This is a genomic window from Micromonospora chalcea, from assembly GCF_028768405.1.
In the GTDB taxonomy this organism is placed as follows: Bacteria; Actinomycetota; Actinomycetes; order Mycobacteriales; family Micromonosporaceae; genus Micromonospora; species Micromonospora chalcea.
Genome location: NZ_CP118233.1, coordinates 1,603,707 through 1,624,013, shown reverse-complemented (window position 1 = coordinate 1,624,013; position 20,307 = coordinate 1,603,707). Strand labels below are relative to the sequence as shown.

General features: G+C 75.3%; 15 protein-coding genes and 1 pseudogene. 11 read left to right on the top strand and 5 right to left on the bottom strand.

What is annotated here, in order from left to right:
• Positions 1 to 60: 60 nt before the first annotated feature.
• The 6 genes from PVK74_RS07540 to PVK74_RS07515 are packed head-to-tail and all read left to right on the top strand — an operon-like array spanning position 61 to position 11,326.
• A complete protein-coding gene (locus PVK74_RS07540; RefSeq protein ID WP_274478630.1) occupies positions 61 to 3,744 on the top strand; it encodes a DUF4132 domain-containing protein in 3,684 nt (1,227 codons plus the stop codon).
• A complete protein-coding gene (locus PVK74_RS07535) occupies positions 3,741 to 4,844 on the top strand; it encodes an AAA family ATPase (RefSeq protein WP_274478629.1) in 1,104 nt (367 codons plus the stop codon). The genes PVK74_RS07540 and PVK74_RS07535 overlap by 4 nt, the downstream gene beginning before the upstream one ends.
• Positions 4,841 to 7,150 carry a DUF5682 family protein gene (locus PVK74_RS07530; RefSeq protein ID WP_274478628.1) on the top strand — a complete coding sequence of 770 codons (2,310 nt, stop codon included), beginning with the start codon at positions 4,841 to 4,843 and terminating at the stop codon, positions 7,148 to 7,150. Before PVK74_RS07535 ends, PVK74_RS07530 begins: the two co-directional genes overlap by 4 nt.
• A complete protein-coding gene (locus PVK74_RS07525; RefSeq protein WP_274478627.1) occupies positions 7,147 to 8,259 on the top strand; it encodes a VWA domain-containing protein in 1,113 nt (370 codons plus the stop codon). Before PVK74_RS07530 ends, PVK74_RS07525 begins: the two co-directional genes overlap by 4 nt.
• Before the next feature lie 9 nt (positions 8,260 to 8,268).
• Positions 8,269 to 10,311: a hypothetical protein gene (locus PVK74_RS07520; RefSeq protein ID WP_274478626.1), complete on the top strand. Its 2,043-nt coding sequence runs from the start codon at positions 8,269 to 8,271 to the stop codon at positions 10,309 to 10,311.
• A 34-nt stretch (positions 10,312 to 10,345) separates the two neighbouring features.
• Positions 10,346 to 11,326 (top strand): DNA polymerase domain-containing protein, encoded by a 981-nt coding sequence (locus tag PVK74_RS07515; protein ID WP_274478625.1) that lies wholly within the window; start codon positions 10,346 to 10,348, stop codon positions 11,324 to 11,326.
• Between the two features lie 5 nt (positions 11,327 to 11,331).
• Here the strand turns inward: PVK74_RS07515 and PVK74_RS07510 are convergent, their stop codons facing one another.
• Positions 11,332 to 11,838, bottom strand: coding sequence for an Lrp/AsnC family transcriptional regulator (locus tag PVK74_RS07510; RefSeq protein ID WP_030499924.1), 507 nt, complete (start codon positions 11,836 to 11,838; stop codon positions 11,332 to 11,334).
• A 72-nt stretch (positions 11,839 to 11,910) separates the two neighbouring features.
• Between PVK74_RS07510 and pdhA the strand changes: the two genes are divergently transcribed.
• The 4 genes from pdhA (at position 11,911) to PVK74_RS07490 (ending at position 17,417) form a co-directional block, all read left to right on the top strand.
• A complete protein-coding gene (gene pdhA / locus PVK74_RS07505) occupies positions 11,911 to 13,110 on the top strand; it encodes a pyruvate dehydrogenase (acetyl-transferring) E1 component subunit alpha (protein WP_274479257.1) in 1,200 nt (399 codons plus the stop codon).
• Complete coding sequence (locus PVK74_RS07500; protein WP_069088570.1) at positions 13,110 to 14,114, top strand: alpha-ketoacid dehydrogenase subunit beta; 1,005 nt, start codon at positions 13,110 to 13,112, stop codon at positions 14,112 to 14,114. The genes pdhA and PVK74_RS07500 overlap by 1 nt, the downstream gene beginning before the upstream one ends.
• A 110-nt stretch (positions 14,115 to 14,224) precedes the next feature.
• A complete protein-coding gene (locus tag PVK74_RS07495) occupies positions 14,225 to 15,559 on the top strand; it encodes a dihydrolipoamide acetyltransferase family protein (RefSeq protein ID WP_043330072.1) in 1,335 nt (444 codons plus the stop codon).
• Between the two features lie 586 nt (positions 15,560 to 16,145).
• Entirely contained in the window at positions 16,146 to 17,417 is a 1,272-nt protein-coding gene (locus PVK74_RS07490; RefSeq protein WP_064445788.1) for a L,D-transpeptidase, read from the top strand.
• A 29-nt stretch (positions 17,418 to 17,446) separates the two neighbouring features.
• Here the strand turns inward: PVK74_RS07490 and PVK74_RS07485 are convergent, their stop codons facing one another.
• Positions 17,447 to 18,247 carry an SMP-30/gluconolactonase/LRE family protein gene (locus PVK74_RS07485; protein WP_274478623.1) on the bottom strand — a complete coding sequence of 267 codons (801 nt, stop codon included), beginning with the start codon at positions 18,245 to 18,247 and terminating at the stop codon, positions 17,447 to 17,449.
• A gap of 56 nt (positions 18,248 to 18,303) precedes the next feature.
• Positions 18,304 to 18,465: pseudogene (locus PVK74_RS07480) on the bottom strand (SMP-30/gluconolactonase/LRE family protein); the annotation flags it as partial.
• A gap of 174 nt (positions 18,466 to 18,639) precedes the next feature.
• Here PVK74_RS07480 and PVK74_RS07475 point away from each other — a divergent pair.
• Entirely contained in the window at positions 18,640 to 19,038 is a 399-nt protein-coding gene (locus PVK74_RS07475) for an STAS domain-containing protein (RefSeq protein WP_083297017.1), read from the top strand.
• 74 nt (positions 19,039 to 19,112) lie between these two features.
• Here PVK74_RS07475 and PVK74_RS07470 read toward each other — a convergent pair whose 3' ends face one another.
• Entirely contained in the window at positions 19,113 to 19,481 is a 369-nt protein-coding gene (locus tag PVK74_RS07470; protein WP_030499930.1) for an FKBP-type peptidyl-prolyl cis-trans isomerase, read from the bottom strand.
• 154 nt (positions 19,482 to 19,635) lie between these two features.
• Entirely contained in the window at positions 19,636 to 20,217 is a 582-nt protein-coding gene (locus PVK74_RS07465) for a hypothetical protein (RefSeq protein WP_369799256.1), read from the bottom strand.
• Positions 20,218 to 20,307: the final 90 nt, after the last annotated feature.

The following is a 20,307-nucleotide window of genomic DNA, read 5'->3' as shown; positions in this document are numbered from 1 at the left end:
TCACGCTGTCGGTGCCGCCGGTTATGGTCCCCGCACACTGCGGGCGATCAAGGAGACGGTGTGCGCAGATTCGAGTTCGTGGGCGGCGGTTCGGCCAAGTTCTGGGAGGTCGGGCAGCGCGACGCGACGGTGACGGTCCGCTATGGATCCCTCGGCGCGCAGGGCCGCACCCAGGTCAAGGAGCTGGGTTCGCCGGCCGAGGCCGCCGCGCACGCCGACCGGCTGATCGCGGAGAAACTGCGCAAGGGGTACGCCGAGGCGACCGCCGCGCCCTCCGCCGGGCACACCGGCGCGCCGGCCGTCGGGCCGGCCGGGCCGAGCCACGAACCGGAGGCGACCGTCGCCGATCCGGCCGGCGCTGGTTCGGCCGGCAGCGACCGGGCCGGGACGCCGTCGGCCGCGTCGCCCGCCGGCGACCTGCCGGACGAGGACGCGTTCGAGGTCCCGGCCGGCTGGCGACGGATGCTGGCCCCGCGCCGGGGCGGCGCACCGGGCCCGGCCCTGCCCAGCGCCGCGAAGGGGCGGGCCGCCGGGCGGAAGGTGCTGGACTCGGTGGCCGACCAGGTCGCCGCCATCGCCCGGGCCACCACCGACCCGGAGCTGGGTCCGGCGCTGCGCGGCTACCTCGACGGCGAGCCCGGTCCGCTGGGCGGTGCCGCGCTGGTGGCGGCGGTGGCCATGGCGCTCGGCTATCACGGGCGCGACCAGCAAGGGCTGGCCCTCGGCGACCTGCTGGCCGCCGATCTCGGTCCGGCCGGTGCGGCCGTCGCCGCGACCGAGCAGATCACCGTGGCTGCCGCCGGGTCGATGTCCCCGCTGCCGCTGAACCGCATCAGGGCGGAGAAGTCGCAGAACTACGGTCACTGGCGGCTGCGCCAGTCCGTGCTGCGCCGGGTCCGCGCCCATCTCGCGGCGGCCGGCGACGACGACTACGCCGCGGCCCGCGCCGCGCTGGTCCCGTACCGGTCCGGGGCGTTGGCGACGCGGGTGGTCACCTCGTTCCTGCTGCCCACCGAGCGGGAGTGGGTGGCCCGGGACGCCGCCGACGTGGCGCGCGACGGGGGCCCGCTGCTCGCCGAGCTGCTGCTCGGCGCGGTCGACGAGGTGGACGCGATCCACGCCCTCAGCGGGCACCTGGCGGTCTACCGGCTGATGTACGACCAGGCGCCGATCGTCACCGCCACCGCGGCGGTCGGGTCGCCGATCGCGCCGCTGCTGACCGAATGGTTCGACCACGAGCACGCCGGCGCGGACGCGCGGCAGCGGCTGGCGTCGCTGCTGGCGGCCCTGCCCGGCGACGAGCCGATGGCGGCGCTGCTCGACCGGCTGGACCGTAGGTACGTGCCGCCCGCGGTGACGGAGATGCTGCGCCGCTTCCCGGTGCGCGGCGTGCGCCTGCTGTCCGCCGCCGCCGAGGGGCGCAGCCCGGCTGCGCGGGAGGCAGCCACGTTGCTGCGCGCCCACGTGCTGGCCAACCCGGCCGCTGTCGAGGCGGCGCTGCCGACGCTGGCCCCGGCGCAGCGGGAGCGGATCGAGCGGATCCACGACGACGCCTCCGCGCTGCCGGCCGCCGGGCCGGACCGGCTGCCGCCGGTGCTGGTGTCCCCGCCCTGGTCGGTCCGCCGCCCACGTTCCGCCCCGCCGGTGGTGGACGGGCTGGCCCGTCCCGCCGGGTCCGCCACGGCCTGGCTGCCGGGCGAGCGGGAGCGGTGGGCCGCGGTGGTGCCCCGCTGGTCCGGCTGGTGGCGGGGTGACGACCTGACCGTGCTGGCCGCCGAGGTCGCCGCGGGGCGAGCCGGATCGTCAGCGGCGATCCACTTCTTCGTCCGGGCCACCGAGGAACTGGCCCGGCCGCTGCTGCCGGCCTGGCGGCCCACCGAGTCCTGGGGCGCCGACGAGTGGATGTCCCGCCTCGCCGGGCGCTACGAGCTGGACGCGCTGCCCACCGCGCTGCACCTGGCCCGTACCGCGCCGAAGAGTGTCGGCGAGGTGCTGCTGCCGTACGCCGACGGCGAGGTCGCCGACCTGATGGCCGACTGGCTCGACCGGCTCAAGACGGCCCGCCCGGTCGCCCGGGCCTGGCTGCGGCGGCACCCGGAGTACGCCGTGCGGGCGCTGCTGCCGGCTGCCCTGGGCGCGCCCGGCCCGCGCCGCCGGGCCGCCGAGCGGGCGCTGCGCCTGGTCGCCGCCGAACACCGCGACACGCTCCTCGGCGTGGCCCGCGAGCACGGCGAGGAGGCGCTCGCCGCCGCCACGGCGATGCTCGACGCGGACCCGCTGGCGCAGCTCCCGGCCCGGATGCCGAGCCTGCCGGCGTGGCTGGACCCGGCGGTGCTGCCGCAGGTGCTGCTGCGGGACCGTTCGGCGGCGCTGCCCGCCGAGGCGGTACGCCACCTCTGCACGATGCTCGCCATCTCCGCGCCCGGCGAGCCGTACCCGGGGGTGGAGATCGTCCGCGCGGCGTGCGACAGCGACTCCCTGGCGGAGTTCGGCTGGGCGCTGTTCGAGAGCTGGCAGGCCGCCGGGGCGCCGTCGAGGGACGGCTGGGCGTTCACCGCGCTGGGTCTGCTCGGCGACGACTCGACCGCGCGGCGGCTCGCGCCGTTGGTCCGGGCCTGGCCGGGTGAGAGCCAGCACGCCCGGGCGGTGACCGGCCTGGAGGTGCTGGCGCAGATCGGCACCGACGTGGCGCTGATGCACCTGTACGGCATCTCGCAGAAGGTGAAGTTCCGCGGCCTGCGGGAGCAGGCGGCCCGCAAGGTCACCGAGGTCGCCGACGGGCTGGGGCTGACGCCCGAGCAGCTCGGCGACCGGCTGGTGCCCGACCTCGGGCTGGACGCCGACGGCAGTCTGGTCCTCGACTACGGGCCGCGCCGGTTCACCGTCGGCTTCGACGAGCAGCTCAAGCCGTACGTGGTGGACGGCACCGGCGCCCGCCGCAAGGACCTGCCCAAGCCCGGCGCCCGGGACGACGCCACGCTCGCGCCCGCCGCGCACAAGCGCTTCGCCGGCCTGAAGAAGGACGTGCGCACGCTCGCCGCCGATCAGATCCGCCGCTTCGAGACGGCCATGGTGACCGGGCGGCGCTGGCCGGCCACGGACTTCCGCCGCTACTTCCTGTCCCACCCGCTGCTGTGGCACGTCGTGCGCCGGCTGGTCTGGGCCACTGTGGACGACGCCGGTCAGGTGGTCACCGCGTTCCGGGTCGCCGAGGACCGCACGCTCGCCGACGCCGACGACGAGACGTACGCGCTGCCGGATGACGCCACCGTCACCATCGCGCACCCGCTGCGCCTCGGCACGGCGGTGCCGGCCTGGGCGGAGGTCTTCGCCGACTACGAGATCCTCCAGCCGTTCCCGCAGCTCGGCCGCGACGTGCACCGGCTGGACGAGGCCGAGCGCGCGGAGAAGCTGCTGCGGCGGCACGCGGGCGTCACGGTCCCGGCGGGGCGGCTGCTCAGCCTGGAGCGGCGAGGCTGGCGGCGCGGCGACCCGCAGGACGCCGGCATCCAGAGCTGGCTGGAACGCGAGGTCCCCGGCGGCGGGGCGGTGGTGATCGACCTCGACCCCGGCATCGCGGTCGGGATCGTCGACATGTTCCCCGACCAGAAGATCGAGGCGATCTGGGTCAACGACGTGCCGTACGGCGGCTGGTTCCAGCGCGACGGCAAGGTCCGCCTCGGCGACCTGGACGACGTCACCGTCTCCGAGGTGCTGCGCGACCTGGCGGAGGTGACCCGGTGACCGCGCTCGACCCGACCGCCGAGCGGGCGCAGCGGCCTCCGGCCGAGGTGCGGTACGCCGACGAGCTGGCCGCGCTGGCTGCGAACGACAGTGACCCGCGCCCGCCGGGCTGGCGGCTGAGTCTGCGCGCCGCGCGCCGGTTCATCCTCGGTGACCTGGCGGCCGGGATCCGGCGCAAGTTCGTCGGCGACCCGTCGCTGATCGACAGGGCGCTGGTGGCGCTGGCGACCAGCCGCGGGCTGATGCTCGTCGGCGAGCCCGGCACCGCCAAGTCGCTGCTGTCCGAGCTGCTCGCGGCCGCGGTCAGCGGCGACTCCACGCTGACCATCCAGGGCGGCGCGGCCACCACCGAGGACCAGATCCGCTACTCGTGGAACTACGCGCTGCTGGTCGCCGACGGCCCGTCGCCGCGCGCGCTGGTGCCGGCGCCGCTGCTGCGCGGCATGGCCGAGGGGCGGGTGGTCCGCTTCGAGGAGATCACCCGCTGCCCGCTGGAGGTGCAGGACTGCCTGCTCTCCCCGCTGTCGGACCGCGTGCTCGCCATTCCGGAGCTGCCCGGCGCCGACGCCATGGTGTTCGCCCGCGAGGGCTTCAACGTGATCGCCACCGCGAACACCCGGGACCGGGGCGTCAACGAGATGAGCGCCGCGCTGAAGCGGCGGTTCAACTTCGAGACCGTCTTCCCGATCCCCGACCTCGGCACCGAGCTGGAACTGGTGGAGGCCGAGGCGGGCGAGTTGCTGCGCCGCTCCGGCGTGACCGCGCCGCCCCGCCGGGACCTGCTGGAGGTGCTGGTCACCACGTTCCGGGAGCTGCGGACCGGGATCACCGAACGTGGCGACGCGATGGAGCGGCTGTCGGCGGTGATGAGCACCGCCGAGGCGGTGTCGGTGGCGCACGCGGTCGGGCTGCGCGGCTGGTTCCTGCGCGGCGAGCCCGGCGACGCCGCCGACCTGGTCGCCTGCCTGGCCGGCACCGCCGCGAAGGACGACGCGGAGGACCTGGCCCGGCTGCGTCGCTACCTGGAACAGCAGGTGTCCCGCCGCTCCGGCGCGCAGTGGCGGGCGGTGCACGACGCCCGGCACCTGCTGCCCGGGTGAGCACCGTCGAGGCGCCCGGCGGCGTCACCTTCCTCGGCGTCCGGCATCACAGCCCGGCCTGCGCCCGGCTGGTCGCGGCCACGGTGGCGCGGCTGCGCCCGGCGTACGTGCTGGTGGAGGGGCCGGCGGACCTGAACGGGCGGATGGACGAGTTGCTGGGAGACCACGAGCTGCCGATCGCCGTGTTCACCGCGCACCGCGACGGCAACCGGCGGCACGCCTCCTGGAGCCCGTTCTGCGCGTACTCGCCGGAGTGGGTGGCGCTGACCGCCGGACGTGAGGTGGGCGCGCAGCTGCGCTTCATCGACCTGCCCGCGTGGCATCCCGCGCTGTCCGGCCGCGCCAACCGGTACGCCGACGCCGACCAGCGGTACGCCGAGGGGGTGCGCCGGCTCTGCGCCACCCTCGCCGTGGACAACGTGGACGCGCTCTGGGACCACCTGTTCGAGATCGGCCCGGACGACGGGCTGGCCGAGCGCCTCGACACGTACTTCGACGTGCTGCGCGGCGAGTCGGCGGCCGGGGCGGACGACACGGCCCGGGAGGCGTACATGGCCCGCTGGGTACGCGCCGCCCGCCGCCGGGCCGCCGGCCGCCCGGTGCTGGTGGTGACCGGTGGCTTCCACCGTCCCGCCCTGGTCCGGCTCACCGCCGGGGCGGGGGACGACGGACCGGAGGACGAGGACTGGCCGGAGGTGCCCGCCCCGGTTCCGGAGGCGGTGGCGGGCAGCTACCTCGTGCCGTACTCGTTCCGGCGCCTCGACGCGTTCGTCGGCTACCAGTCCGGGATGCCGTCCCCGGCGTACTACCAGTGGGTCTGGGAGGACGGCCCGCGCCGGGCCGCGGAGGCGCTCACCGAGGCGGTGGCGGCCCGGCTGCGTGCCCGGCGGCAGCCCGTCTCCACCGCCGACCTGATCGCCGCCCGGACCATGGCCGGCGGCCTGGCCCGGCTGCGCGGCCACGCCCACCCGGGCCGGGTCGACGTGCTCGACGCTCTGGTGTCCGCGCTGGTCACCGACGCGCTCGACCAGCCGCTGCCGTGGGCGACCCGGGGCACCCTCGCGCCCGGCGCGCACCCGGTGGTGGTGGAGATGGTCGCGGCGCTCAGCGGCGACCGGGTCGGCCGCCTGCACCCGGACACGCCACTTCCGCCGCTCGTGCACGACGTCGACGCCGAGCTGGCACGGCACCGGATCGATCCGCAGGAGACGGTCGAGCTGGACCTGACAGTCTCCGGCGACCTGGCCCGCAGCCGCCTGCTGCACCGGCTGCGGCTGCTCGACGTACCCGGTCACAGCCGCGAGAGCGGCCCCCGGGTGGGCGCGGACGCGCTGCTCACCGAACGCTGGACGCCCGCGCCGTCGGCGGACCGGCTCGCCCGGGTGATCGAGGCCGGTGGGTACGGGCCGACCGTCACCGACGCCGTCACCGCCCGGATCGAGGAGCGGGTGACGCTGCTCGGCGCCGACGTCGACGCGCTCGCCACGACGCTGTTCGACACCGCGCTGGCCGGGCTTTCCGAGCATTCCACCCGCACGCTCACCGCGATCACCCGCGCCACCGGCACGGTCACCGACCTGCGGGCGCTGGGCCGGGCGCTCGCCGTCGCGCTGGCGCTGTGGCGGCACGACCGGCTCCTCGGCAGCGCCGGAACCGCACCGCTGGGCGCGCTGATCACCGCCGCCGTACGCCGGGCGCTCTGGCTCGTCGAGGGCGTGCGGGCCACGGCCGCGCCGGCCGACCCGGGACGGCTGGCCGCGCTCGTCGCGGTCCGGGACGCGATCCGCCACGCCGGTCCGGCGCTCGGGCTCGACCGGGACGGCGCGCTCGCGGTGGCCGGGCGGGTCGCCGCCGACGCGGCGGCGCCGCCGGACCTGCGCGGCGCGGCGCTGGGCCTGGCCTGGTCGCTGGGCGACGTGCCGGACGCCGCCCGCGCGGTCCGGGCCGTGGCCGCGCCGGACACGCTCGGTGACTGGCTGTCCGGGTTGTTCGCGCTGGCCCGCGAGGAGGTGGTGGCGGGCGACGCCGCGCTGCTCACGGTCGTCGACGAGCTGCTGGCCGGGATGGGCGCGCACGACTTCCTGGTGGCGTTGCCGGCGCTGCGGCAGGCGTTCGGCTGGTTCCCGCCGCGGGAGCGGGCGGAGGTGGCCCGGCACGTGCAGGCGCTGCACGGCGGCGACGCGCCGCCCGGTGATCTGCTGCGGCTGGACGCCGACCCGCTGCTGGTGGCCGCCGCCCGCGCGGTGGAGGAGCGGGTCGACGCGGTGCTGGCCCGGGAAGGGCTGTGGGAGGGGGAGCGGGCGTGACGGACCCGATGCGGGAACGCTGGCGGCTGGTGCTCGGCGACGCCGCGCAGGACAGCCTGGGCGGTCTGTCGGCGGAGGCGGCCGGCCGGGACGCGGCGCTGGACTGGCTCTACGGCCGCGACGCCGACCTCGGCCGCCGCGACGTGCGGCGCGGCGGGTCCGGCCCGTCCGTGCTGACCACTGTGGACTGGCTGGACGGGATCACCCGGCTGTTCCCGAAGGAGACGGTGCAGCGGCTGGAACGCGACGCGGTCGAGCGGTACGGCATCCACGAGGTCGTCACCGACCCGGCGGTGCTGGCCCGGGTCGAGCCGAACCCGGCGCTGCTGCGCGCGGTGCTGCGGACCAAGCACCTGATGGACCCGGAGGTGCTGCGCCTGGCCCGCAAGCTGGTCGAGGCGGTGGTGCGGCAACTGGTCGAGCGGCTGGCCGCCGAGGTGCGGCAGTCGTTCTCCGGGCCTCGGGCGCGACGACCCAGCCGGTTCCGGCAGGCCCGCAACTTCGACGTCCGGCGCACCATTCGGGCGAACCTGGCGCACTGGCGGCCGGACGAGCGCCGGCTGCACGTACGGCACCCGCACTTCTTCTCCCGTACCCGCCGCCACCTGGACCGCTGGCAGGTGATCCTGCTGGTGGACCAGTCCGGTTCGATGCTCGGCTCGGTGATCTACGCCGCGGTGACCGCCGCCTGCCTGTGGGGGCTGCCGGGCGTGCGCACCCACCTGGTCGCGTTCGACACCGACGTGGTCGACCTGACCTCCGACGTGGACGACCCGGTGGAGCTGCTGATGAAGGTGCAGCTCGGCGGCGGCACCGACATCGCCCGCGCGGTCGCGTACGGCGCGCAGCTCGTGGAGAACCCGCGCCGGGCGATCGTCGCGCTGGTGTCCGACTTCTACGAGGGCGGGGACGCCGGGCGTCTGGTCCGGTCGGTGCAGCAGCTCGTGGAGCAGGGTACGCACGTGCTGGCGCTGGCCGCGCTGGACGAGGAGGCCGACCCGGCGTACGACCGGGCCACCGCCCAGCGGCTGGCCGACGTGGGCGCGGCGGTGGGCGCGATGACGCCGGGCGAGCTGGCCGCGTTCGTGGCCGAGCACGTGGGCCGGTAGGGGGACCGGATGACCCGTGACGACCTGATCGCGCTCACCCCGGACGTGCTGGCCGCGCTGAGCAACAGGGGCCTGGTGAAGCGCGCCACCAGGGAGGTCGACGCCGGTGAGCGGCCGGTGCTCACCGAGGACGCCGACGGCGCGGTGCGCGCCGCGTACCCGGACGGGGTGACGGTGACGCTGCCCGTGGGTGGCGGCCTCGCGGCCGGGATCTGCTCCTGCCCGGCGCCCGGCGTGTGCCGGCACCTGCTCACCGTCGTGCTGACCTACCAGCGCACGCACGCCGACGCCCCGGCCCGCGAGGCCGCGCCGGACGGGGAGGCCGCCTTGGACGGGGAGGCCGCCCCGGACACGGGTGCCGCGCCGGGCCGGGAGGACGCCGGCTCCGGCGGCGAGCCGTGGCGGTGGTCGCCGGGCGACGTCACCGACGAGGAACTGGCCGCCGCGATCAACGCCCCGGCGCTCGCCGCCGCGAAGCGACGGCTGCGCCGCGGCTACACCGCCGTGGTCCACCGGCCGGACGCCGCCGACCCGGTCCCGCGCGTGGAGCTGCCCACCGGCACGGTCCGGTTCCTCGTGCCCCACCAGATCGGGTACGCGCGCGGCGACGCCGCCGACGACGGCGGAGAGTCGATCGCGCTCGCCGTGTGGGCGTGCCGGGCGGCCGACCGGGAACACCCGGACCGTCCCGAGGCGCAGGTACGCGTCGGCGGACCGGCCACCGTGACGGATCACCCGGCGCTGGACGCGGCGGTGGCGCTGGCCGCCGACGTGCTGCTGACCGGCGCCGCGCACCTGGGCTCCGGCGTGGACGCCCGGCTCGCGGCGGCCCGGCGTGACCTCGACGCGGCCGGTCTGCGCTGGCCGCTGCTCGCGGTGGAGGACCTGGCCGGGCAACTGGAGGCGTACGCCGCGCGCGGCGCCCGGTACCGGCCGGAGACCCTCGCCGACCTGCTCGCCGAGCTGCCCGCGCGGCGGCGCGCGGTGGTCAACGCCGGGGCCACCCCGCCGGAGCGGGTACTCGGCACCCACGAACCGGCGGAGACGCCGCTGCGGCGGGTACGGCTGACCGGCCTCGGCGCCCGGGTCCGGTCCAGCGGCGGCGAGGTGGGCGTGGACGTGGTGCTCGCCCACCCGGCCGCCGTCTCGGTGCTGGTGCTGCGCCGCGCCTACCCGGTCACCGGCGACGACCCGCCCACCGGGCGCGAGCTGGCCGGGCGGCGGATCACCGGCGCCACGCTCGGCGCGCTCGCCGGCGGCAACGTGGTCTCCGAGTCGGCGGTGCGCAGCGCCGCGCACCAGCTCCGGTTCGCCGCCGGCCGGCTGGCCCGCACCACTGTCACGCCCGGCGCGGGAGACTGGTCCGGCCTGCCGCCGGGCCTGCTCGCCCGCGACCCGGACGCGCTCGCCGCCGAGCTGGCCGGACGGCCACCCCGGCTGCTGCGTCCCCGGACCGCCGCCGAGTCGGTGCGGGTGCTCGCGCTCGGCGAGGTCCGCGCCATCGGGTACGCGGCCGGCGAACAGCGCCTGCACGCCACGGTGACCGGGGTCGACGGCGGCACGGCGACCGTCACCGCCACTCACCACGCCGCCGCCCCGGGTGCACTCGACGCGCTCGCGGCGGCAATGGACGGCACACACGGGCCGCCGCGCTACGTCAGCGGGACAGTCCGACGGGGCGCCGACGGACTCGTCGTCGAGCCGCTGGCGGTGGTCGCCGACACTGTGGTCGTACCCGATCTGGCGCCTGGGGTGGGTGACGGGCGGCTGGCCGGCGCGGTCGACGCCCGGCCCGACCCGGTCGCCGCGGCGCTGGGTGCGGCGGTGGCGCTGCTCGCGCAGGCCGCGCACACCGGCCTGCGGCATCTGCCGGCCGCCTTCCCGGAGCGGCTGCGCGCGACGGCGGCCGGGCTCGCCGCGGTCGGCCTGGACCGCTGCGGCGCGACAGTGTCCGGCCTGGCCGGCGCGCTCGGCGCCGACCCCGGCGAACCGGCGGTACGGGCCTGGGTGGACGCCTGGATCCGGCTGTCGGTCACCGGGGAGTCCCGGTGAGCCGGTCCCCACGCCCGGCCAGGATCGCTACGGTGTGACGGTGGCGACCACGGCGGCGCAGGAGATCCAGGTGGGGGAGCGGCTGGTCCGCGTCTCCAGCCCCGACAAGCCCTACTTCCCGGAGCGCGGGCTGACCAAGCTGGACGTGGTCAACTACTTCCTGTCCGTCGGCGACGGCATCCTGCGCGCGCTGCGGGACCGGCCGACCATGCTGGAACGCTGGCCGCGCGGCGTGTTCGAGGGCGCCAAGGTGGCCACCCGGCAGACCAACAAGGGCGACGCGTTCTACCAGAAGCGGCTTCCGGCCGGCGCGCCCGACTGGGTGCGCACCGCGCACATCACGTTCCCCAGCGGCCGTACCGCCGACGAGGTGGCCCCGAGCGAGCTGGCCGTGGTGATCTGGGCGGCCAACCTGGGCACGCTGCGGTTCCACCCGTGGCCGGTGTCGAAGGGCGACGTGGAACGCCCCGACCAGCTGCGCATCGACCTCGACCCGATGCCGGGTGTCGACTTCGCGCAGGTGGTGCCGGTGGCGCACGAGGTACGCGCGTACCTGGCCGAGCTGGGCCTGGAGGGCTACCCGAAGACCACCGGCGGGCGCGGCATCCACGTGTACGTCTCGATCGAGCCGCGCTGGAGCTTCGGCGAGTGCCGGCGGGCGGTGCTCGCGCTGGGCCGGGAGATGCAGCGCCGCCTGCCCGATCTGGTCACCACCACCTGGTGGCGCGACCAGCGGGACCGGCCGGTCTTCGTCGACTACAACCAGATGGCCCGCGACCACACCATGACCTCGGCGTACTCGATCCGGCCGACACCGGCGGCGCTGGTCTCGGCGCCGCTGGAGTGGTCCGAGCTGGACGACGCCCGCCCGGAGGACTTCGACGTGGTCAGCATGCCCGGGCGGTTCGCCGACCGCGGCGACCCGCACGCCGGGCTGGACGGGCGGCGGTACTCGCTGGAACCCCTGCTGGAGCGGGCCGACGCCGAAGGGCTGGAGTCGCCGCCGGAACGCTGAGGCGGTCAGTCCCAGGGGCTCTGCGTGCCGTCGAACTCCTCGAACACCAGCCAGGTACGTGTGGACAGCACCCCGGCGATGCTCTGCACCCGGTCCAGCACCACGTCCCGCAACGTCGCGTTGTCCGGCGCCCGGACCAGCGCGAGGACGTCGTGCTCGCCACTGAGCAGCGCCGCGTGCTCGATGTAGCGCACCCGGGCCAGCTCGGCGGAGACCTCCCGCCAGGTGTTCTGCTCGATGGTCAGCGCGATGTACGCCGACGTGCCCAGCCCGGCCGGCTCCGGCGCGACCCGCGCGGTGAACCCGGTCAACACGCCGTCGCGCAGCAGCCGCTCCACCCGGGCGTACGCGTTGGTACGCGAGACGTGCACCCGTTCGGCCAGCGTACGGATGGACGTGCGGGCGTCGCGGACCAGCTCGCGCAGGATCCGCCGGTCCACCTCGTCCAACGGCCCGGCCGAACGTCCCGTTCCGCCCGCCGCGCCCGGTGTGGTGCCGGTCTCCTGGCTCACCGCAGCCGCCTTCCCGTGCCATTCGTCCCGCGTTCATCCCGCATGTTGAGTCAATCATCCACGACCGGGAGCATAGGGCCACCACACGTCCAGGAGGTCCCCGCCGTGACGACCACACCCCAGGCGGTCCGCAGGGCATCCCCGCGCACCCGCCGGAAGACCACCCCGGCCGCACCCGACCCGTCGGCCGGCTTCATGCCGCAGCGGGAACCGGTCCGGCTGCTCGAACCCGACGGGACCCCGCTGCCGGCCCGCGACGACTACCCGGAGCCGCCGGTCGAGACGCTGCGCGAGATGTACCGGCGGATGGTCGTCGGCCGCCGCTTCGACGTGCAGGCCACCGCGCTGACCAAGCAGGGCCGCCTCGCCGTCTACCCGTCCGCGCGCGGCCAGGAGGCGTGCCAGATCGGCGGCGTGCTCGCGCTGCGCGAGGACGACTGGGTGTTCCCCACGTACCGCGAGTCGATGGCGCTGACCGCGCGCGGCCTCGACCCGGTCGAGGTGCTCACGCTGCTGCGCGGCGACTGGCACTGCGGGTACGACCCGGCCGCCACCCGCACCGCGCCGCAGTGCACCCCGCTCGCCACCCAGTGCGTGCACGCCGCCGGGCTGGCCTACGGCGAGTCGTACCAGGGCCGCGACACCGTGGCGCTGGCGTTCATCGGCGACGGCGCCACCAGCGAGGGCGACTTCCACGAGGGCATCAACTTCGCCGCCGTGTTCAAGGCGCCCGTCGTCTACCTGGTGCAGAACAACAAGTACGCGATCAGCGTGCCGCTGTCCCGGCAGACCGCCGCGCCGAGCCTCGCGTACAAGGGCGTCGGCTACGGCGTACCCAGCGAGCAGGTCGACGGCAACGACCCGGTCGCCGTGCTCGCGGTGCTGGAGCGCGCCGTCGCGCACGCCCGCGCCGGCAAGGGCCCCTACCTGGTCGAGGCGCACACGTACCGGATGGAGCCGCACACCAACGCCGACGACCAGACCCGCTACCGCGACGCCGACGAGGTCGAGGCGTGGCGCGACCGCGACCCGATCGCCCGGCTCGAGGCGTACCTGCGGGCCAAGGGCGTCCTCGACGACGACGCCGTCGCGGCGATCGCCGAGGAGGCCGAGGAGTACGCCGCCGCGCTGCGCCGCCGGATGGACGACCAGCCGACGGTGGACCCGCTGAGCCTGTTCGACCACGTGTACGCCGAACCGACGCCGCAACTGGTCGAGCAGCGCGAGATGGTCCGGGCCGAGCTGGCCGCCGACGCGGAGGGGGACGCCTGATGGCCACCATGACCATGGCGAAGGCGCTCAACGCGGCGCTCGCCGACGCGATGCTCGACGACGAGCGGGTGGTCGTCTTCGGTGAGGACGTCGGCCAGCTCGGCGGCGTCTTCCGGATCACCGACGGGCTGCAGGCCCGGTTCGGCGACAAGCGCTGCTTCGACACCCCGCTCGCCGAGGCCGGCATCGTCGGGTTCGCGGTCGGCCTGGCCATGTCCGGGCTGCGGCCGGTCGTGGAGATGCAGTTCGACGCGTTCGCCTACCCGGCGTTCGAGCAGATCGCCTCGCACGTGGCGAAGCTGCGCAACCGCACCCGCGGCGCGTTGAGCGTGCCGATCGTCATCCGCGTGCCGTACGCCGGTGGCATCGGCGGCGTGGAGCACCACTGCGACTCGTCCGAGGCGTACTACGCGCACACGCCCGGCCTGAAGGTGGTCACGCCCGCGACCGTGGACGACGCGTACTCGCTGCTGCGCGCCGCCATCGACGACCCCGACCCGGTGGTGTTCCTGGAGCCCAAGAAGCTCTACTTCACCAGCGCCGAGGCGGAGCTGCCGGCCCGTACCGCGCCGATCGGCAGCGCCGTGGTGCGCCGCCCCGGCACCGACGCGACGCTTATCGCGTACGGGCCGGCGGTGCCTGTGGCGCTGGCCGCCGCCGAGGCCGCCCGCGAGGAGGGCTGGGACCTGGAGGTGGTCGACGTGCGCAGCATCGTGCCGTTCGACGACGCCACGGTCACCGCCTCGGTACGCCGTACCGGCCGGTGCGTGGTGATCCAGGAGGCGCAGGGCTTCGCCGGTGTCGGCGCGGAGATCGCCGCGCGGGTGCAGGAGCGCTGCTTCCATGCGCTGCACGCGCCGGTGCTGCGGGTGTCCGGGCTGGACATCCCGTACCCGGCGCCGATGCTGGAGCACACCCACCTGCCCTCGGTCGACCGGGTGCTGGACACCGTGGCCCGCCTGCAGTGGGACGACCAGCCCGACACGAGGTGGGTGGCGGCATGACCGAACGCACCGAGCGGAGCGAGGGCCGTGAGGGCATGCCCAACCAGCGCGGCATGACCGAACGCACCGAGCGGAGCGAGGGCCGTGAGGGCATGCCCGGCCGGCACGGCATGAGCACGGCTGTGGGGACCCGCGACTTCCTCCTGCCCGACCTCGGGGAAGGGCTGAGCGAGGCGGAGATCGTCGAGTGGCGGGTGGCCGTGGGCGACGTGGTCACCGTGGACCAGAGCGTGGTCGAGGTGGAGACCGCCAAGGCCGTCGTCGACGTGCCGTGCCCGTACGCCGGACGGGTCGTGGCCCTGCACGGCGCGGCCGGTGAGGTACGCCCGGTCGGTCAGCCGCTGATCACCATCGCCCCGCTCGACGACGCCCCCGACCCGCACGCCACCTACCGCGAGGAGGAGCGGGCCGGGTCCGGAAACGTCCTGATCGGCTACGGCACCGGCCACGGCGGCTCGGGCCGGCGGCGGCGTCGGCCGCGTCTGGCGCTCGCTCCCGAGGCCGCGCCGGCGTCGGTCGACCCGGCGCGGACCGGCGGACCGGCGGCGGCGCCGCTTGTCATCTCGCCGATCGTGCGGCGGCTGGCGAAGGAGCACGGCATCGACCTGGCGTCGCTGCGCGGCACCGGGCCGGGCGGCGTGATCCGCCGGGCCGACCTGGACGCCGCCGTGGCCGCTGCTGCTCCGGCGGCCCGGCTGGCCGCGGTGCCGGACGCCCCGGCCGCCCACGTCGGGCTCGCCCCGGCCGGCGACGGTGACACGGTCATCCCGCTCACCGGCATCCGCAAGGTGATCGCCGACAAGCTCTCCCGCAGCCGCCGGGAGATCCCGGAGGTGACCATCTGGGTCGACGTGGACGCCACCGGCCTGCTGGAGACGCGCGCCGCGATCAACGCCGCCGCGCCGGAGGCGCCGGTGAGCATCCTGGCCCTGCTGGCCCGGATCTGCCTCAGCGGCCTGCGGAAGTTCCCGCAGCTCAACGCGCACGTCGACACCGAGGGGCAGCGGATCATCCAGTCCGCGGGCGTGCACCTGGGCATCGCCGCGCAGACCGACAGGGGCCTGGTCGTGCCGGTGCTGCGTGACGCGCAGCGGCTGACCACCCGGGAGCTGGCCGCCGCGCTCGCCGAGACCACCGCGGCGGCCCGGGCCGGCACGCTGCCCCCGGCACGGCTGACCGGCGGGACATTCACGCTCAACAACTACGGCGTGTTCGGCGTCGACGGCTCGACGCCGATCATCAACCACCCGGAGGCGGCGCTGCTCGGCGTCGGCCGGATCGTGGACAAGCCGTGGGTGGTGGACGGGCAGCTCGCCGTCCGCAAGGTGACCCAGATCAGCCTCACCTTCGACCACCGGGTCTGCGACGGCGGGGTGGCGGGCGGCTTCCTGCGCCACGTCGCCGACTGCGTCGAGCAGCCCGCCCTGCTGGTCGCCAACGTCTGACCGGTCAGGCTCCCGGCCCCGGCCCTCCCCACGGAGGTCCGGGGCCGCGCCGCGTCCCCGCCCCCGCCCCGGGCTCCCCGTCCCCCGCTCGCGATCTTGCACTTGCGGCCCTCGACGTGCCCGATTCGCACCCTTCTCCGGGGCCGCAACTGCAAGATCGCCGCGGCGGCGCGGGTGACGCGAGCGAGGGAGTCCAGCGCTGGCCGTCTTGCGGGAACCTTGTTCCGGTGCGTGGGATCGGTCGAGGTCTTGGTAGCAAAGTGGCCCTGTGGAGGCCGTTTCGTACCAAGATCTCGCCGGGTCGGAACCTCACGGCGCCCTCTCTTCGTCGATCATGAGGTTGACGCGGACAAAAAGGACGCCGCGCGCCGTCAACTTCATGATCGACGGACAAGGGGCGGTCACGAGGTGAGGAGGGCGGTGGTGGGAACCGGGCGGAGGGCGCGTGCGGCGCAAGCGGGGACGGGAATTACCTGTCCGGCACGATTCTCCGCAGCCTTTTCCGAGCAATTCCGCCGAAGGTGCCACGGCGTGATCCCGGGCCTACAGAATGTGGGCGAGAGGGTTCGGAAATGGGGGGCGAAATATGTTTGCGAGGCGCCGACTGACGCTTTTCGCGATGACTGTCGCAGCCGCGCCGCTGGCGGTCGGCGCGTGCACCGCCGGCCCGAAGTCGGTGGCGAAACAGGCCGAGGCGTCGCCGCCGTCGGTCACCGTGACACCCGCCGATCGCACGAAGAACGTGCCGATCAGCGCGGAGGTGGGCACGAAGGTCAGCAACGGCAAGGTGACAGCCGTCAAGCTGACCGACGACAAGGGCAACGCCGTACCGGCCCAGCCGCGCGAGGACGGCTCCGGCTGGGTGCCGGACCGTCCGCTGGCCAATTCCCGGACGTACACGGCGGAGGTGACCGCGACCGGCGATTCGGGGAAGACCGCCACGCAGAAGACGACGTTCACGACGATGGCCAAATCCACCAAACCGGCCGTCACCAGCGAATTGTATTTCCGGCCGAATCAGACGTACGGGACGGCGATGCCGGTGGTGCTCGGATTCGACCCGCCGATTCCGAAGGAGGCCCGCGCGGACGTGCAGCGCCGGCTGTTCGTGAAGACCGACCCGCCGCAGCCCGGCACTTGGTCGTGGGTGGCCGACGGCAAGCAGGCCGAGTACCGGGCGCCGGACCGCTGGAAGCCGGGCACGACGATCAGCGTGCGCAGCGCGTTGCAGGGGCTGCCCATCGGCAAGGAGGCGATCGGCGACTCCGACCGGGTCGCGACCGCCAAGGTCGGCCGGCAGGTGACGCTCGACATCGACAACGGGACCAAGCAGATGACCGTCTACGAGGACGGCAAGGTGCTCAAGAAGATCCCGGTCAGTCTCGGCAAGGAGAGCACGCCGACGTCCAGCGGCACCATGGTGATCATGGAGAAGCACGAGCACACCACGTTCGACACCCGGGGTGAGCCCAACGGCGGCTACGTGGTCGACGTGGACGACGCCCAGCGGCTGACCTGGGGCGGCGAGTTCATCCACTCCGCGCCGTGGTCGGAGGGGGAGCAGGGCTACACCAACACCTCGCACGGCTGCACGAACGTGTCGGCCACGGCCGCGGACTGGCTCATGGGCGTCACGCAGGTCGGTGACCTGGTGACAGTGCGGGGCACCGAGGTGAAGCTCGACCAGGGCAACGGCTTCACCGCCTGGAACGTCAGCTGGGACGAGTTCGCCAAGGGCAGCGCGCTGCCCGTACCGGCGGGGCTGAAGCCCACGCAGAGCGCCACGCCGCACCCGGGCGCGGTGGCCGGCGGGTCGGCGCCGGCGCCGGCGCCGTCGCGGAGCAACAGCGGCGGCTGAACCTGGGGAGGAACGGCCCCGTGCCGTGCTCAGTCCAGGTCGACGCGGGCCACCCCGGCCGCGGTCAGGCTGCCCAGCCAGAGCCGGCGGCCGTGCTGCCGCACGCCGGTGACCATCGGGTACGCCCCGCTCGGGCCGTGCAGCGTCCGTAGCACCCGCCCCGCGCCGTCGACCAGCGCGACCAGCCCGTAACGGCGCGGCCGGGGCTGCACCGCGCCGGGCAGCAGCGCGACGATCTGGCGTACGCGCGGGTGCGGCAGCAGCCGTTCCATCGCCGCCAGCCGAGGGCTGGGCAACGCGACCCAGTACGTCCCGTCACCCACCGCGGAGATGTTGTCCGGGTACGCCGGCAGGTCGGTCAGCACCGTGGCCCGCCCGCCCGGCAGGTCGATCCGGAGCAGCCGGTGGGTGGCGGTCTCGGCGAGCATCAGCGCCGACTCGTCCGGGGTGAGCGCCAGCCCGTTGGGGAAGTAGAGCCCGTCGGCCACCACGTCGGTGCGCCCGGTGCGCCTGTCGTAGGCCAGCACCCGCCCGTTGGGCCGGTGCTCCAGCAGGTCCCGCTTCCAGTGCGACAGCGGGAAGCGGTCGGAGGAGTCGTGAAGTAGACGGTGCCGTCGCTCGCGACCGCCGCGTTGTCGGCCAGGTGCACCGGCGGGGCGGTCCCGGTCAGTTCGTGCACCGCGCCGGCGGGGTCGACCCGCAGCAGTCCCCGGTACGCGTCGCAGACGAGCAGCCCGCCGTCGGCCGGGTCCCGTTCGATGCCCAGCGGCCGTCCGCCGGTCTCGGCCAGAAGCGTGGGCCGGGTGCCGGCCGGCGCGTCGGCGGGCCACCACCAGAGCCGGCCGTCCTCGTCGCCGCTGACCACCCGGCCGTCGGCGTCGACCACCACGTCCTCCGGCCCGTGCCCGCCGGCCGGCAACGGCAGCAGGTCGGCCCGGTCGAGCCGGGTGTCGGCGGGCGTCCAGGGCCCGGTCAGCGGCGGCGGCACGGTCGCCGGCTCGCGGACCGGCCGGATCAGCAGGGGCGCACGCGGGCGGGGGACGGCCATCGGCTCATTGTGGCCCGGCGGCGTCGCGAAGGGCAGTGCCCGACGGCGTTTCGCGCCCGTGGCGCGGCGGCTGCGGGATGACCCTGAGACGGCTCGGGGTCGGTTCCCGGACAGTACCCGGAACCCCCGCCGCGAGGCCCGGAAATGTCGGTGGGGCCGGGTAGGTTTGGCCGCATGGTACACAGCGTTGAGCGCTTCCACGTGGCGATGGACGTGCACGATCACGTGGTCGAGCTGCGTCCGGTCGGCGAGATCGACATCGCCACCGTGACGGCGTTCCGGGCCGCGCTCTGGGCCGCGCCGGCGCGGCCGGTGCTGCGGGTCGACCTGTCGGGTGTGCGGCTGCTGTCCGCCGCCGGGGTCCGCGCGCTCGTCGCCACCCACCTGCGGGTCCGGGCCCGCGGTGGCGAGCTGGTGCTCGTCGACCCCGACCCGGTGGTGGCCCGGGTGCTGCGGGTGACCGGCCTGCACCGGGTGCTCCCGGTGCGCTGCTCCGACCGCTCGCAGGACGTGCCGAGCCGTGCCCACGACCGGTCCGGCCGCACCCACGAGATGGTGGCCTGCGCGGCCTGAACGGGAGCGGGCCGCCGGGCACACGACGGGCCGCCGGCGCGAGTGCCGACGGCCCGACGTGAACGGCGCTGCGCTCAGCGCACGCCGAGCAGGTCCACCACGAAGACGAGCGTCTCGTTCGGCTTGATGACGCCGCCGGCGCCGCGGGCGCCGTAGCCCAGGTGCGGCGGGATGGTGAGCTTGCGCCGGCCGCCGACCTTCATGCCGACGACGCCCTGGTCCCAGCCGGCGATGACCTGGCCGCCGCCGAGCGGGAACTCGAACGTCTCACCCCGGTTCCACGAGGCGTCGAACTCGCGGCCGTTCGAGTGGGCCACGCCCACGTAGTGCACGCTCACCAGTTGGCCCGGGCGGGCCTCCGGGCCGTCGCCGACGGTGATGTCCTCGACGACCAGATCCGCGGGCGGCGCGCCCTCGATCGGGCCGACCTGGGGCTTGTCCATGAACGGTCTCCTCGGTGCTGACGGTGTGGTCACCGTCGATCCTGCCGGATCGCGACCGGCCGATACGCGCCGGTCCCCGCACACCGGCGTGGCGGGGACACGAGAAGGGGGCGGGCGCCGCCTGTCGGCGACGCCCGCCCCGCAGCGGGCTGGTTCACTTCAGCCAGGGGAGACGCTGGACCAGGGGGAGCTTCGCCCAGATCCGGCCGAGGCCGAGGGTGTTGCCGGCGCCCACCAGGGCGAGACCGGCCAACAGGCCCGCGTAGATGAGGTGGTCGTCCATGAAGGGGTTGTTCGCCGGGGGCAGCACGGCCGTCCACATCAGGACCAGGAGCAGTCCGCCGGCCACGGCGGCGATCCGGATGCCGATGCCGAGCATCAGCGCGACACCGATGCCGAGCAGGCCGAGCATGAACAGCGTGTCCGCCCAGGCCGCGCCGGCGATGTTCCGGTAGAGGTCCGCGAACGGGCCCTCGACCGCGTTGCCCAGGAAGCCCTTGGTCGGGCTGCCGCCGTTGATCCAGGCGTTCTTCGCCGCGGTCTCGTGGCCGAGGCCGAACATCTTGTCGAGGAAGGCCCAGAGGAAGATCCAGCCCAGCGCGAGCCGCAGGCCGGCCCACACGTACCGGGTGGCCTTCTGCCGGGTGGTCTCGATGTGCGCCGCCGGAGCGGTGGTGGCGGCGGGGGTCCGCTTGACGGCGGGGGTCCGCTCGATTGTCGCGGTCATGGTCTCCACGTCCCTTCCTGTGCCTCGCACCGCGCTTCCCGGTGGCACATTCATTCCACCGCCGCGCCGCCTCCTGGAGCAGGGTCTACCGGTGCCCTG